This is a genomic window from Pontibacter populi (genome assembly GCF_019336435.1).
GTDB classification, from domain to species: Bacteria; Bacteroidota; Bacteroidia; order Cytophagales; family Hymenobacteraceae; genus Pontibacter; species Pontibacter humidus.
On sequence record NZ_JAHWXQ010000002.1, the window covers coordinates 650405 to 663199 of the forward strand.

Annotated in this window: 15 protein-coding genes; 11 read left to right on the forward strand and 4 right to left on the reverse strand. The window is 45.0% G+C overall.

Annotated elements, in window-relative coordinates; all coding sequences use genetic code 11:
• Positions 1-218: 218 nt before the first annotated feature.
• Together KYK27_RS09300 and KYK27_RS09305 are read left to right on the forward strand one after the other, a co-directional pair.
• Positions 219-728 carry a YsnF/AvaK domain-containing protein gene (locus tag KYK27_RS09300; protein WP_233150358.1) on the forward strand — a complete coding sequence of 170 codons (510 nt, stop codon included), beginning with the start codon at positions 219-221 and terminating at the stop codon, positions 726-728.
• A gap of 66 nt (positions 729-794) precedes the next feature.
• Positions 795-1658 carry a YsnF/AvaK domain-containing protein gene (locus KYK27_RS09305; RefSeq protein ID WP_199109749.1) on the forward strand — a complete coding sequence of 288 codons (864 nt, stop codon included), beginning with the start codon at positions 795-797 and terminating at the stop codon, positions 1656-1658.
• 72 nt (positions 1659-1730) lie between these two features.
• Here the strand turns inward: KYK27_RS09305 and KYK27_RS09310 are convergent, their stop codons facing one another.
• A complete protein-coding gene (locus KYK27_RS09310; protein WP_199109750.1) occupies positions 1731-3407 on the reverse strand; it encodes an ABC transporter substrate-binding protein in 1677 nt (558 codons plus the stop codon).
• 81 nt (positions 3408-3488) lie between these two features.
• On the opposite strand from KYK27_RS09310, the gene KYK27_RS09315 reads away from it, so the two are divergent.
• The 7 genes from KYK27_RS09315 (at position 3489) to KYK27_RS09345 (ending at position 8923) form a co-directional block, all read left to right on the forward strand.
• Positions 3489-4169, forward strand: coding sequence for a metal-dependent hydrolase (locus tag KYK27_RS09315; protein ID WP_199109751.1), 681 nt, complete (start codon positions 3489-3491; stop codon positions 4167-4169).
• 7 nt (positions 4170-4176) lie between these two features.
• Positions 4177-4959, forward strand: coding sequence for a ParA family protein (locus tag KYK27_RS09320; protein WP_199109752.1), 783 nt, complete (start codon positions 4177-4179; stop codon positions 4957-4959).
• A gap of 12 nt (positions 4960-4971) precedes the next feature.
• Positions 4972-5886 (forward strand): ParB/RepB/Spo0J family partition protein, encoded by a 915-nt coding sequence (locus KYK27_RS09325; protein WP_199109753.1) that lies wholly within the window; start codon positions 4972-4974, stop codon positions 5884-5886.
• Positions 5887-5895: 9 nt separating this feature from the next.
• A complete protein-coding gene (locus tag KYK27_RS09330; RefSeq protein WP_199109754.1) occupies positions 5896-6531 on the forward strand; it encodes a DUF5683 domain-containing protein in 636 nt (211 codons plus the stop codon).
• On the forward strand, positions 6528-7241 hold the full coding sequence (gene dapB / locus KYK27_RS09335) for a 4-hydroxy-tetrahydrodipicolinate reductase (RefSeq protein ID WP_199109755.1): 714 nt from the start codon (positions 6528-6530) through the stop codon (positions 7239-7241). The genes KYK27_RS09330 and dapB overlap by 4 nt, the downstream gene beginning before the upstream one ends.
• 19 nt (positions 7242-7260) lie before the next feature.
• Positions 7261-8367, forward strand: coding sequence for a signal peptidase I (gene lepB, locus KYK27_RS09340; protein ID WP_199109756.1), 1107 nt, complete (start codon positions 7261-7263; stop codon positions 8365-8367).
• A 208-nt stretch (positions 8368-8575) separates the two neighbouring features.
• On the forward strand, positions 8576-8923 hold the full coding sequence (locus KYK27_RS09345; protein ID WP_199109757.1) for a DUF1622 domain-containing protein: 348 nt from the start codon (positions 8576-8578) through the stop codon (positions 8921-8923).
• A gap of 57 nt (positions 8924-8980) precedes the next feature.
• Here the strand turns inward: KYK27_RS09345 and ung are convergent, their stop codons facing one another.
• Positions 8981-9643 (reverse strand): uracil-DNA glycosylase, encoded by a 663-nt coding sequence (ung, locus tag KYK27_RS09350; RefSeq protein ID WP_199109758.1) that lies wholly within the window; start codon positions 9641-9643, stop codon positions 8981-8983.
• 99 nt (positions 9644-9742) lie between these two features.
• Between ung and apaG the strand changes: the two genes are divergently transcribed.
• On the forward strand, positions 9743-10129 hold the full coding sequence (gene apaG / locus KYK27_RS09355) for a Co2+/Mg2+ efflux protein ApaG (protein WP_162426885.1): 387 nt from the start codon (positions 9743-9745) through the stop codon (positions 10127-10129).
• Between the two features lie 110 nt (positions 10130-10239).
• Positions 10240-11025 carry an O-methyltransferase gene (locus tag KYK27_RS09360; RefSeq protein WP_317195909.1) on the forward strand — a complete coding sequence of 262 codons (786 nt, stop codon included), beginning with the start codon at positions 10240-10242 and terminating at the stop codon, positions 11023-11025.
• Positions 11026-11256: 231 nt separating this feature from the next.
• Here KYK27_RS09360 and kdsA read toward each other — a convergent pair whose 3' ends face one another.
• Complete coding sequence (gene kdsA, locus KYK27_RS09365; RefSeq protein WP_199109759.1) at positions 11257-12066, reverse strand: 3-deoxy-8-phosphooctulonate synthase; 810 nt, start codon at positions 12064-12066, stop codon at positions 11257-11259.
• Positions 12067-12191: 125 nt separating this feature from the next.
• Positions 12192-12779: a methyltransferase gene (locus KYK27_RS09370; protein ID WP_199109760.1), complete on the reverse strand. Its 588-nt coding sequence runs from the start codon at positions 12777-12779 to the stop codon at positions 12192-12194.
• Between the last annotated feature and the right edge of the window lie 16 nt (positions 12780-12795).

Sequence of the window (12795 nt, forward strand, 5' to 3'; positions counted from 1 at the left end):
GTTATTTTTTTTCAATTTCTTTTCAGGCTACCTATAGTTTGGCTCAATCAGCCGGTTACACCTTTTCACTAAAATTTCCAACTTTTTAAACCTCCCACAAAGCGCCCTTACCCGCTAAAAAAACAACTTCACTCCCCTGCTGCCGTAAAACAATTGTATAGAATAGAAAGCAATTAATCTTTGAAAAACACTATTTAACTATATCATATTATTCAAATATGAGCAAACTGAATAAAAAAAATCAAATATCTGAATTTGAAGAAAAGCTAAGGGAGAGCGCCGCTAAAGCAGATAGCCACAGCTATGAAATGGGCCCCCAGGATGAAACGCTCCATACAGATCGCGAGGAAAGAGTGATACCTGTAATTGAAGAACAGGTACATGTAAATAAGAAAGTTGTTGAATCGGGAAAGGTTCGGATATCTAAGAATGTGCACGAAGATGAGGTGCTGATTAATGTACCTATTGTGCATGAAGAAGTAGATGTACAGCGCATTCCAATTAACCAGTATGTGGATCAGGCGCCACCTGCAGTACGTTATGAAGGCGACAAAATGATTGTCACAGTGCTGCGCGAAGAACTGGTGCTTGTAAAGCGCATAAAAGTAGTGGAAGAGTTACATATCATTAACCGCAAAATTGAAGACCATACTACCCAACCTATAAACCTGCGCCGGGAAGAAATAAATATAGAGCGGGTGCAAAACGATGAACCTGATCCCAGATAACTATAACTGTATGAGAAACAGCTACAAAACATTTTAATCAATTTTTAACACATACAATTTAAAACTATGGCACAAACAGTGATAGGAATTTTCGAGAAAGGTATAGATGCGCAAACTGCTGTGCAGAAATTGGAAAGTAACAGAATACCATCAGATCATATAGATATTTCAAACCAGAGCACAGCCGATAAAACTGCCAGCTCTACCGCAGAACGTGGTTCAGATAAAGTAAGCAGCTTTTTTGGATCGTTGTTCGGAAGCGATAAAGAAGAAACCAGAAAGTACGCCGATGTAGCCCGCAAAGGTTGGGTTGTAACCGTACATGCCGACTCTAAGCAGGAAGCAGAAGCAGCTGCCAGAACATTAGACCAGTGTGGTGCTGTGGATGTTGATGAACGGTCAAACCAGTTCAGAAGCGGTACTAGCACAGGCACAGCTCCTACCGGCAACATAAACGAAAGAAGAGACATCAATACCAACCAATCTATTCCGATTGTGGAAGAAAGCATGAACGTTGGTAAACGCGAAGTAGAAACAGGTGGTGTAAGGTTGAGAAGCCGTATAGTAGAGCGCCCGGTAGAGGAACACTTACGCCTGCGTGAAGAGCACGTAAATGTGGAGCGTAACCCGGTAAACCGACCAGCTACCGAACGTGACTTCCAGAACTTTAAGGAAGGCAGCATTGAAATGAAAGAACACGCCGAAGTGCCTGTTGTGAATAAAGAAGCCCGCGTAGTAGAAGAAGTGCGGTTAAGTAAAGAACAAACCCAGCGCGATGAAACTGTGCGTGGCACTGTCCGCAAAACAGATGTGGAAGTGGATAAGATGAATCCAAGAAACAAGCAGATCAGACCTGAGGATGATCCTAACAGAAATGATCCGAACAGAATCGATCCTGACAGAAACAATCCCTCAGGCAGAAGTTTGTAAGGCAACTATAGTCCAACGAAAAAGCCCGGCTGAAGCACCAGCCGGGCTTTTTTTATGATCGGTAAATTGAAACTATAGTTTGCGCACCCGCTCCAGTTTCAGCAAGTTCATAGGGTTGGGCTCCAGGCCTTGTATGTTGTTCTGGGTCAGGCGCAGTACTTCGTCGTAGTATAACACAATAACCGGGCATTCTTCCACCACTATCCTATCCATGGCCTGGTAAAGTTCCCAGCGCTTTTTCACGTCACGCTCCAGCTTGGCCTGCTCGTATAGTCTGTCGAATTCCTTGTTCACGAAGTGAGTTTTGTTGGGCCCCGCCGGTGAGAAATTCTTACTATAAAACAGCGCCAGGTAGTTCTCCGCATCCGGGTAATCGCCAAGCCATGATTTCATAAAGAACGGCGCGCGGCCATTATCCACGGTTTCCTGGTGCGCAGGTCCCTGGTTGATATCGATCTCTACCTGCACGCCCACCTCTGCCCATTTTTTCTGCATGTACTCTGCCAGTTCCTTATGTTCGGCTACGGTGCTCAGGCGCATTTTCAGGGGTTTCTGGTAACTATAGCCGGCAGCAGTCAGCAATTCTCTGGCTTTCTTAGGGTTGTAACTATAGCCTGGCACTTTCTCCTGGCTAAAAGATGGCAACGAGGGCGGCACTATTCCTGAATGGCCAGGTATACCAATGTTATTCCTAAAATAGGCGATCATTTCCTTTTTATTGATAGCGTAGTTCAGCGCCTGTCGCACGCGTTTGTCCTGCACAGCCGGGTTCGGGTCTTTCAGGTTCTTAGGGTCCAGCTGAAAGCCAATATATTCTGTATTCAGGTAAGGTTCTTTGCGTACGGTAAACTTGCCTTTAAAATCGTCCTGCACCGTTCCGTCATTGTTCAGTATCAAATCTCTCGACCCTTCTCTAACACCAGATAAAAAGTCCAGTTTGCCCTGCATAAAGGTCAGGAACTCAGATTTACGGTCGGTAATGAAAGAGATCTGAACGGCATCCAAATAAGGTAATTGCACTCCTATTTCATCTTTCTTCCAGTATTTCGGGTTTTTGTGCATGATAATGGCATTGCCTTCGTCCCACTGCTTAAACACGAAAGGGCCCGTACCTACCGGATTTGCCCGGAAATCTTTGCCATACTTTGCTACAGCCTCCTGCGGAACTATAAATGCATAAGGCATCGTCAGAATTTCCAGGAAAGCGATGAATGGCTCGTTCAGGTAGATCTTAAAAGTAGAATCGTTTACTGCCAGGAAAGCAGTGTCAGAAATTGCACCGTTTTTATCCGTTAAAACTTTGTCATTGAAAATCCAGGCGCCGGTGCTGGCTGTAGCGGGATCAATGATACGCTTGAAACTATAGGCTACGTCCTGCGCAGTCACTTTGCGGCCTTTTCCACCTTTAAAAACTTCATGGTCGTGGAAGTAAACATCATCCCGAAGCACGAAACTATAAGTTCTGCCATCTTCCGATACTTCCCAGCTTTTAGCGATGCTGGGACCTATTTTAAGTTCCTGGTCCAGTTCCACCAGGCCGTTGTATAGTTGCGTGGTAGCCCAGATATTGGCCTGGTTACGGGCAAAAGCCGGGTCCAGCGACGATAAAGCTTCGGGCTGGTTATACCTGAAAACAGTTTTATTCGTTCCATTTTTTCCGGCTTCAGTGCAAGACTGGCACAGGAGCAAAACGGTGGATAACAGGGCAAAAACGGTGGATAAAAAAACGTGGCGGGTTCTGATTTGCATCCGGTAAAGTGGTCAAAAAAATGTATCTTTGTGCAAGATAAAAATAACTAACGTAGATAAGTAAGCACTAATCAGTAAATCATGGAAATAACATACTACGGACAGTCTTGCTTTTTAATTAAGATCGGTAAGCACAGCGTTTTGTTCGACCCGTTCATTTCGCCCAACGAACTGGCGAAGGATATTGATGTAGACAGCATTAAAGCAGATTATATTCTGCTGTCGCATGGCCACCAGGACCACGTGCACGATGCTGAGCGAATTGCCAAAAACAACGGTTCTACTATAGTTTCTACTTTCGAGATTGCTGGCTGGTACGGCGAGAAAGGAATTGAGAAAACGCACCCGATGAACATTGGCGGAAAAGTTACACTGCCATTTGGAACGGTGAAAATGGTAACTGCCGTGCATTCGAGCTCATTGCCGGATGGCACCTATGCTGGTGTAGCATCTGGTTTTGTGGTGGAGACAGAAGATAAAGCCTTCTATTTTGCCGGCGATACCGCTTTAACTTATGACATGAAGCTGATTCCGGAGCAGTTCGACCTTGATTTTGCATTGCTGCCGATCGGTGATAACTTTACAATGGACATACACAATGCGCTTATTGCGGCTGATTTCATTCAGGTTGATAAGTTCATCGGCATGCATTACGACACGTTTCCATACATTGCCATAGACCACGAAGAAGTGAAGGAAGTAGCGCAGATGGCAGGTAAAGAGTTAATTCTGATGGAGATAGGTCAAACTATAAACCTATAAGTATAACATGGGAAAAATAATAGCGGTTGCCAATCAAAAAGGAGGCGTAGGTAAAACTACCACAGCCATAAACCTGGCGGCAAGCCTGGCAGCCTTAGAATACAGAACCCTGCTGGTAGATGCAGATCCACAGGCCAATGCCACGTCAGGCCTTGGCTTCGATCCGGCCAGCATCACTTCCAGTATTTACGAATGCATGGTAGAAGATCTGAATCCGGAAGATATTATTCTGGCTTCTCCTAACATCGAATTCCTGGACCTCATCCCATCGCACATCGACCTGGTTGGTGCTGAAGTGGAGATGATCAACTTAGATAACCGCGAAGAGAAAATGCGTGAGGCACTGAAGCCACTGCGCGAGAAGTACGATTTCATTATCATTGACTGCTCTCCTTCGCTGGGTCTGATTACGGTTAACTCGCTTACCGCTGCCGATTCGGTAGTAATTCCGGTGCAATGCGAGTACTTCGCTTTGGAAGGTCTGGGCAAGTTGCTGAACACAATCAAGATCATTCAGTCGCGCCTGAACACAGAATTGGCTATAGAAGGTATCCTTTTAACCATGTACGATGTGCGCCTGCGCCTGAGCAACCAGGTGGTGGAAGAAGTGAAAACACACTTCCAGCAAATGGTTTTTGATACGATCATTCCAAGAAATGTGAAGTTGAGTGAGTCGCCAAGCTTTGGTTTACCGGCCATTTTGCACGATGCCGAAAGTAAAGGAGCACTGAGCTACCTTAACCTGGCCCGTGAAATTGCCGAGAAAAACAGTGTGGCGCTGGAGAAATAACCCTACCCTTACATGTCTGATAACAACAATAAAACACCTAAACGCACAGGAGGCCTCGGCAGAGGTCTTGGCTCTCTTCTGGAGGGTAACAAGTACACAGGTAAAATTGATTCGAACACCATTAATGAAGTCAATACTATCGCAGATATAGCCATAGACCAGATCCAGACGAACCCCTACCAGCCGCGTACCCACTTTGATCAGGGCGCACTGGAAGAATTGGCGGAGTCTATCAGAATACAGGGCATCATTCAGCCTATTACCGTTCGCCAGCTCGACCAGAAAAGCTACCAGCTGATCTCGGGTGAGCGCCGTTACCAGGCAGCTAAAATGGCCGGACTCACAACTATACCAGCTTATATTCGCAAGGCTGACGACCAGCAGATGCTGGAAATGGCCCTGATCGAGAACATTCAGCGCGAAAACCTGAACGCGATCGAGATAGCTCTCTCCTACCAGCGTTTACTTTCGGAGTGTAGCCTGAAGCAGGAAGAACTGGGCGACCGTGTGGGTAAAAAGCGTACCACCGTAACCAACTACCTGCGCCTGCTTAAATTGCCACCGGATATCCAGATCGCCCTGCGCGATAACGTGATCTCTATGGGCCATGCGCGCGCGCTCATCAATATCGATACCATTGAAAACCAGCTGGAAGTTTTCAAGAAAGTTGTGAATGAAGAATTATCAGTGCGTAAAGTAGAGGAACTGGTTCGTAACCTGCAGAATGCTACCAAAAAGCCTGATCCGCAACACAAACTCCAGTTTAACAAGTACGAAGAAGAGATCAGGTCTGTGGAAACACGCTTATCTTCTCAGTTTGGTACTAAAATACAGGTGAAGGCAAATAACGACGGTAAAGGCGAGATCAAGATCCCCTTTGTATCTGTAGATGAGCTGAACCGTATCTTAGAATTACTTAACTATTAACAAACTATAATGAGGCTAACCGTTAGCATTGCTTTATTCTTGTTGAGTATAGGTGCTTTTGTTGCTCCTGCCCGCGCGCAGGTCATAACGGCTGGCCCCGATTCGGTTATAGTTTCCGTTCCGGATACCGCAACCGAAGACGATAACAGTTTTTTCCTGACTAAATGGGACAGGCCGGCAAAAGCTGCTTTATTTTCTGCTATAGTTCCGGGTTTAGGGCAGGCTTATAACAAAGCGTACTGGAAAGTACCAATAGTATATGCCACTGGCGGAGTATTAGCTTACTTCTGGATCACTAATCATAATAATTATAAAGATTTTGAAGAGGCCTTAAATATACGTATAAACGGTGGTGTAGATAAGTATGCAAACAGTAACAACTATGGTATAGACAGGCCAGACAAAGGAATTCCTTATCTAAAATATGCCCGAGACTACTATCGTCGTAATCGCGACTTAACTATTCTGTTATCAATTGGAGCTTATGGCTTGCAGATTGCTGAGGCCTATGTGCACGCCCACATGAAAGAATTCGATATAAGCGATAACCTTGCTTTAAGAGTGCAACCAGATATAATGCGCGTACCTACTCAACTGGCCTATACACCAGGCTTAAGCTTAACGCTTTACACTAAATCAAAATGAGAATACTGTTGATCGGCTACGGCAAAATGGGCAAAACCATTGAGCAGATGGCCTTGGCAAAAGGACACCAGATTGCCGGAACTATAGACCATACCAACACAGAAACACTTAGCAACTATACAGCAGCTAATGTTGATGTGGCCATAGAATTTACACACCCTGAGGCTGCGTTTGGAAACATCACGTATTGCCTGCAAAATAATATTCCGGTTGTAGTTGGTTCTACAGGCTGGCTCGATAAGCTGGAAGATGCCAAGCAGTTATGTGCTGATACCAATGGTGCCTTCTTTTATGCTTCTAACTTTAGCGTAGGCGTTAATTTGTTTTTCCACTTTAACGAGTATATTGCAGCTAAAATGCAGGCTTACAAGGAGTACAGTGTAGGCATACGTGAGATTCATCACCTGCAGAAAGTGGATAAGCCAAGCGGTACCGGTATAACAACCGCCGAAGGTATATTGCCTCACTTCCCTGCCCTGAGCGGCTGGGTAGCTGACCAGGAAACAGAAGGCAAACTGAACATTATTTCAGAACGCGAACCGGATGTAGTTGGCACCCATATTGTTACCTATAGTTCTGACGTTGATAAAATTGAGCTTTCACATGTGGCACATAGCCGCACCGGTTTTGCCGAAGGCGCCTTGATGGCAGCCGAATGGCTGAAGGACAAGAAAGGCGTTTACGGCATGAAAGACATGCTGAATCTGTAAAAATCATAGCGAACCCTGCATGAAAGTTAAGTTCTGGGAGAAAAAGCCAGTTACCAAAGAGCCTAAAAAGAAAAAGAGCTTTGCCCGCGAATGGGGCGATGCTATCCTGTTTGCTGTGGTGGCAGCCAGTTTAATTCGTTGGGCTACGTTTGAGGCGTACACCATTCCTACTCCATCCATGGAAAAGTCGCTGTTAGTTGGTGATTTCCTGTTTGTGAGCAAGCTGCACTATGGTCCGCGCACGCCTATTACACCATTGCAGATACCGTTAACCCACCAAACTATCTGGGGCACTAACATTCCATCTTATTCTGATGCCATTCAGCTACCATCGTACAGGTTGCCTGGTTTTTCGGAAGTAAAGCGTGGCGATGTTGTCGTTTTTAATTACCCGCCTGAGGATCAGCACCCGGCCGATTTGCGCACGAACTATATAAAACGTTGTGTAGCGGTGGCCGGAGACTCTATCGAAGTGCGTGACATGCAGGTATATGTAAACGGTACACCCTCTGCTAATCCTGAAAAACTGCAGTACAGTTACTTTATGGCTACATCCAAGATCCTGAACGAAGAATTTTTCCTGGATCATGATATGGACCTGACTAGTGTGTATGCGTGGGAAGGTGGCTTTAGGTTTAATGCTACCCCGGAGAAGGCAGCTGAGCTCGCTAAGTTGGAGTTTGTTGATGGCATAACGCTTTTGAAAGAAAGTCCAGGTGTGCAGCAACCGGATATTTTCCCGCATGTGCCTAGTAACTATAAGTGGAACCAGGACTTTTTCGGACCGCTGTATGTACCAAAAGAAGGTGCTACGGTAGCCATAACACCAGCAACGCTTCCGCTTTACGAACGCGTGATACTGGAGTATGAGCACAACGATAATGCCGAGGTACGCGACGGCAAGCTATACCTGGATGGCAAAGAAGCTAACCAGTATACCTTTAAGCAGAACTATTACTTTATGATGGGTGATAACCGCCATAACTCCATGGACTCACGCTACTGGGGTTTCGTACCGGCTGATCACATTGTAGGTAAAGCAGTTATGATCTGGATGTCGACAGACCCTTATGGCAAATTCCTGAATAAGATTCGCTGGAACCGCATTTTCAATATCATCGAATAAACTATAACTATAGTTCATATTACTCAAAAGCCAGACCTAACCGTCTGGCTTTTTGCACATTACACCTTTAAGCTGGCTAAGAGCAGGTTACACACCTTACCCCTACAAAAACTATAGAGCATTGATCCCCTTTCTTCGCTGAATGTAGCCCTGTTAATAATTACACGTATAGAAGGGCAAATTATAAAGTAGATCTTAAGCTGAGATTATGGAAATTGTTCGGACCTATATCGAATATGTTGTCGGAATTATAGAAGCTATTGGTGTTTTGATCATATCAGTCGGGGCTGCCATCGCTCTTGTCAGGTACCTGTTCCCCATGCTGACAGGCAAAACATATTACAAGGAACTCCGACAGGATTTAGGTAAAACCATTTTGCTTGGACTGGAAATACTGGTTGCGGCCGATATTATTGCTACCGTTTCTACCAAACCGGATCTGCAGGGAGTGTTGATACTTGGTATGATCATATTGATCAGAACGTTCCTGAGCATTTCGCTGCAGGTGGAGCTGGAAGGCAAATTTCCGTGGAAAAACGAAGACCCTAAACTATAGCTCAGCAAGAAATCAGCATTACCAACTGTAACCCGGCATCATTAACTCAACTATAGTTTACCAGTCAATAGGCTCTTTCCCATTCGCTATCAGGTAAGCATTTGCTTTGCTGAAATGGCGGTTTCCGAAAAATCCCCGGTCGGCGGCAAAAGGCGATGGATGCGCTGACTGAAGAACAAGGTGTTTTTGAGGGTCTATGATGGCGCCTTTTTTCTGGGCATAAGCACCCCAAAGCATAAACACGACATGCTCTTTCTCGTCGTTTACCTTCTGCACTACAGCATCTGTGAACTGCTCCCAGCCTTTTTTCTGGTGCGAACCGGCATCGCCTGCGCGTACGGTTAAGGTAGCATTCAGTAATAATACACCTTGCTTTGCCCAGCGCTCCAGGTTTCCGCTGGCTGGCAGGTCTTTGCCCAGGTCGCTTTTGATCTCTTTAAAAATATTAATTAGCGAAGGCGGCGTACGCACCTCATCGCTAACCGAAAAGGCCAGCCCGTTTGCCTGATTTGGCCCATGATAAGGGTCCTGGCCGAGTATAACTACTTTCACTTGATCGAAGGGGCACATTTTAAATGCGTTAAAGATCTGGTTACCCGGTGGATAAACTTTTTGGGAATTGTATTCGTCTTTAACAAAAGCTACAAGGTTTTTGAAATATGGCTTTTCAAATTCATCTTGCAGCACATTTTGCCAGCTTTCTTCTATCTTTACATTCATAAATGATGGATGAAGGGTGTGAAATAATCCTGAAACTTAGTTAATAATGGTAACTCTTTTACACTTCAGCAGTTTCTAATATACAATAATAACTGTAACATGGATACAAAAACGACAGAAGGAGTGAAAGTAACAGTAACCACTAACTACCTTCCAGATTATTCGAGTCCGGTACAGCAGCACTTTGTATTTGCTTACAAGATAACGATAGAAAATAAAAGCGAGTTTACAGTAAAATTACTGCGACGCCACTGGTATATACATGATGCTACGGGCACAGTGCGCGAAGTAGAAGGCGAAGGCGTAGTGGGCCAGCAACCCACCCTGGAGCCAGGCGAATCGCATGAATACGTATCGGGCTGCAACCTGAAAACCGGAATTGGCAAAATGAGCGGCACTTACTTAATGGAGCGCCTCGTAGATGGCAAGCAGTTCTATGCCACTATTCCTGAATTTACCCTGATCGTCCCTTACAAATTAAATTAGTGGTTGGATTTTAGAGGTTAAATGGCTTTCTGCAAATTAACATCCAACCATTAATTCTCCAACAATCAAACCATTCATCAATCCAACTGAAAAGCCGTCAACTTTAGCCAGTGTCTCATTTTAGCCAAGCCATAGATTACCTGCTTTACAGGGCAAAATCCTTTAAACTGCATGGCGTGCACTCCCCTTTCGTGTTTAACCTGTACAACCACGTCATACGGCACGATGGTGCCTACTATGCTTACCCACGGGTAGAAGCTGTACGCAAAAACCTGCTGGCCGAAGAACGAACGATAGAAGTGACCGATTTTGGAGCCGGATCTAAAACTATAAACTATAAAACCCGGAAAGTTTCTGATATAGCCCGCACTTCAGCAAAGCCAGCTAAATATGGGCAGCTGCTTTTCAGGTTAGTCAATCATTTTCAGCCACGGTATGTGTTTGAACTGGGCACTTCGTTGGGAATAACGACTGCTTATTTGGCTGAAGCAGCCCGTAAGGCGCAGGTGTTTACTTTTGAAGGTTGCCCAACTATAGCCGGTGTAGCAAAAGAGAACTTCGAATACCTGCATCTCCACAACATCACGCAGATAACCGGTAATTTAGATCAGACACTCCTCCCTCAGTTAGAGTTGATACCGCAACTGGATTTTGCTTTTTTTGATGGCAACCACCGATACGAGCCCACTTTACGCTACTTTACACAATGCCTTGCAAAAGCACATGAAAACAGCGTGTTTGTGATTGATGATATTTACTGGTCCCCGGAAATGAAACGTGCCTGGCAGGAGATCAAAAAGCATCCGCAGGTGGGCCAAACTATAGATCTGTACTTTGTAGGGTTGGTTTTCTTCCGGACAGCACAGCCAAAAGAGCACTTTACACTGGCATTTTAGAGTTTGTGCTTTTTATAACCAGTGAACGTCGGCACCAACTATAAAATGGTGTTATTTCCCCTGCTATAGTAGACACACCCCTGCCCCTCTCAAGAGGGGAATTGCTGCGAAGTATATATTTCTTCTCTTATTTTTAGAAGGGGCTATCGGTAGGTTAAATACCAACTATAAAACAAAAAGGACAAAAAACCGAAGTCCTTTGTCCTTTGTCTAAAAATCCTTTATCACACTTTAGCTGATCGCCTGACGGATTCTGATCAGTTTCTGCATTAAGCCTTCCAGTTGGTCTAATGGCAACATATTCGCTCCATCTGATTTGGCAATGCTTGGTTGTGGGTGCGTTTCTATGAACAGGCCGTCGGCTCCCACTGCTATGGCCGCTTTGGCTATAGTTTCGATTAGTGCTGGTTTACCACCTGTAACTCCGGAGCTTTGGTTTGGTTGCTGCAATGAGTGCGTTACGTCCATTACCACAGGTGCCCCAGTCGATTGCATTTCAGGTAAGTTTCTGAAATCAACAACCATATCAGAATAACCGAAGCTGTTACCACGATCAGTTAATATCACCTTTTCGTTGCCTGACTCGCGCACTTTATCAACAGCAAAACGCATGGCCTCCCCAGATAAAAACTGCCCTTTTTTGATGTTAACCACCTTACCCGTATTGGCTGCAGCTACTAAAAGGTCTGTCTGGCGACACAAAAAAGCCGGAATCTGCAGCACATCTACATATTCGGCAGCCATCGCCGCTTCCTGGCTCTCATGTATATCTGTAACAGTAGGCACATCAAAGGTCTGGCTTACTTTCTGCAGAATGCGCAGCGCTTTTTCATCGCCGATGCCGGTGAAAGAATCCAGGCGGGACCGGTTGGCTTTGCGGTAAGAGCCCTTAAAAATGAGCGGAATCTGTAGTTTATCTGTAATTGTCTTTAAGCGTTCTGCTATCTGCATGGCCATTTCTTCGCCTTCTATAGCGCATGGACCAGCCATTAGAAAGAAGTTGCCACTTTGTGTATGGTGTAGTTTCGGAATCTCGAACATAGCTTTTATACTTTAAATTTTGCCTTTCGGCACTGCAAAGGTAGCCTAACTATAGTTAATTATAAATTATGAATGACGAATTATGAATGGCAACTATAGTTTAAGCCGAGTTTACTCTTTGTAGTTTACTTCTTTTTCAGGTTGATAAACAGTTCCCGCCCCTGCCGTGGTGCAATAGAATTGTAAGCCTTCTCGAAATGTATTAACTTGAAATAAGGCTCAAAGTATTTCCTGTATTCGTCTGCTGAACCTCCAAATGGAGGCCCTTCGTGCGTAAATTCAGTGTCAAACAGCAGCCCAACCACTCTGCCACCCGGCGCCAGCAATTCTGCACATTTCCGGGCGTAAGATGCCCGCAGGTCAGGTGAAATCGCGCAGAAAAATGTTTGTTCAACTATAAGATCATACGGCCCCTGCAGGTCAAAAAAATTCTGTAACAGCAGCTGCTCCTTCGGGAAGTCCTGAACTCTGTCTGCAAAATTCTCAAGTGGGCTCGGTGCTACATCCGCTACAAATACATTCTTGAAACCATTCTTAAACAAATATTCGGCTTCGTAGGCATTGCCGCAACCGGGTATTAAAATTCGCAACTCTTTGTTTGTCAGCTGGTCAAAATAAGCCTTCAGGGGTGTCGTTATACCTTGTGTGTCCCAGCCTGTCTGGTTATTCTGGTAGCGTTGTTGCCAGTAGGCAGCATTAAATTCTTGTTTCATGAGGTTGAGATATATA

Excerpts from the sequence above, each read along its gene's own strand:
- ung (WP_199109758.1), bottom strand. The coding sequence starts at position 9,643 with ATGAATGTAAAGATAGAAGAAAGCTGGCAAAATGTGCTGCAAGATGAA.
- kdsA (WP_199109759.1), bottom strand. The coding sequence starts at position 12,066 with ATGTTCGAGATTCCGAAACTACACCATACACAAAGTGGCAACTTCTTT.
- KYK27_RS09315 (WP_199109751.1), top strand. The coding sequence starts at position 3,489 with ATGGAAATAACATACTACGGACAGTCTTGCTTTTTAATTAAGATCGGT.
- apaG (WP_162426885.1), top strand. The coding sequence starts at position 9,743 with ATGGATACAAAAACGACAGAAGGAGTGAAAGTAACAGTAACCACTAAC.
- lepB (WP_199109756.1), top strand. The coding sequence starts at position 7,261 with ATGAAAGTTAAGTTCTGGGAGAAAAAGCCAGTTACCAAAGAGCCTAAA.
- KYK27_RS09310 (WP_199109750.1), bottom strand. The coding sequence starts at position 3,407 with ATGCAAATCAGAACCCGCCACGTTTTTTTATCCACCGTTTTTGCCCTG.
- KYK27_RS09345 (WP_199109757.1), top strand. The coding sequence starts at position 8,576 with ATGGAAATTGTTCGGACCTATATCGAATATGTTGTCGGAATTATAGAA.
- KYK27_RS09305 (WP_199109749.1), top strand. The coding sequence starts at position 795 with ATGGCACAAACAGTGATAGGAATTTTCGAGAAAGGTATAGATGCGCAA.
- KYK27_RS09370 (WP_199109760.1), bottom strand. The coding sequence starts at position 12,779 with ATGAAACAAGAATTTAATGCTGCCTACTGGCAACAACGCTACCAGAAT.
- KYK27_RS09325 (WP_199109753.1), top strand. The coding sequence starts at position 4,972 with ATGTCTGATAACAACAATAAAACACCTAAACGCACAGGAGGCCTCGGC.
- KYK27_RS09330 (WP_199109754.1), top strand. The coding sequence starts at position 5,896 with ATGAGGCTAACCGTTAGCATTGCTTTATTCTTGTTGAGTATAGGTGCT.
- dapB (WP_199109755.1), top strand. The coding sequence starts at position 6,528 with ATGAGAATACTGTTGATCGGCTACGGCAAAATGGGCAAAACCATTGAG.
- KYK27_RS09320 (WP_199109752.1), top strand. The coding sequence starts at position 4,177 with ATGGGAAAAATAATAGCGGTTGCCAATCAAAAAGGAGGCGTAGGTAAA.
- KYK27_RS09300 (WP_233150358.1), top strand. The coding sequence starts at position 219 with ATGAGCAAACTGAATAAAAAAAATCAAATATCTGAATTTGAAGAAAAG.